This is a genomic window from Streptomyces longisporoflavus, from assembly GCF_014649775.1.
GTDB lineage: Bacteria > Actinomycetota > Actinomycetes > Streptomycetales > Streptomycetaceae > Streptomyces > Streptomyces longisporoflavus.
This window is the reverse complement of record NZ_BMTR01000130.1, coordinates 1-739: the sequence shown is the minus strand read 5'-3', so window position 1 is coordinate 739 and position 739 is coordinate 1. Positions and strand designations below refer to the sequence as shown.

Sequence of the window (739 nt, the reverse complement as noted above, 5' to 3'; positions counted from 1 at the left end):
TTCCCGGTCATGCCGCGCATCTTCATGGCCGTCCGCCGTGAATCGCGCTATCCCGTCTCGGAAATCCTCGCCAAGACCCCGGCCATCCCGGCCGGCTGCCAGTGGGGCATCTTCCTGCGCAACCACGACGAGCTGACCCTGGAAATGGTCACCGACGAAGAGCGCGACTACATGTACGCGGAATACGCCAAAGACCCCCGCATGCGCGCCAACATCGGAATCCGCCGGCGCCTGGCCCCGCTCCTGGACAACGACCGCAACCAGATCGAACTCTTCACCGCCCTGCTGCTCTCCCTGCCCGGCTCGCCGATCCTCTACTACGGCGACGAGATCGGCATGGGCGACAACATCTGGCTGGGCGACCGCGACGCGGTCCGCACCCCCATGCAGTGGACCCCCGACCGCAACGCCGGCTTCTCCTCCTGCGACCCGGGCCGCCTCTACCTCCCCACGATCATGGACCCCGTCTACGGCTACCAGGTCACCAACGTCGAAGCCTCCATGAGCTCCCCCTCATCGCTTCTGCACTGGACCCGGCGGATGATCGAGATCCGCAAACAGAACCCCGCCTTCGGCCTGGGGTCGTACACGGAGCTGCCGTCGTCGAATCCGGCGGTGATCGCGTTCTTGCGGGAGTACAAGGACGATCTCGTGCTGTGCGTCCACAACTTCTCGCGCTTCGCCCAGCCCACCGAACTCGACCTGCAGACCTTCAACGGCCGCCACCCGGTCGAGCTGA

General features: G+C 65.8%; 1 protein-coding gene. It reads left to right on the top strand.

Features of this window, described 5'->3' with window-relative positions:
* The coding region (locus IE226_RS43715; RefSeq protein WP_190087103.1) for an alpha-amylase family glycosyl hydrolase at positions 1-739 on the top strand (739 nt) is incomplete at both ends.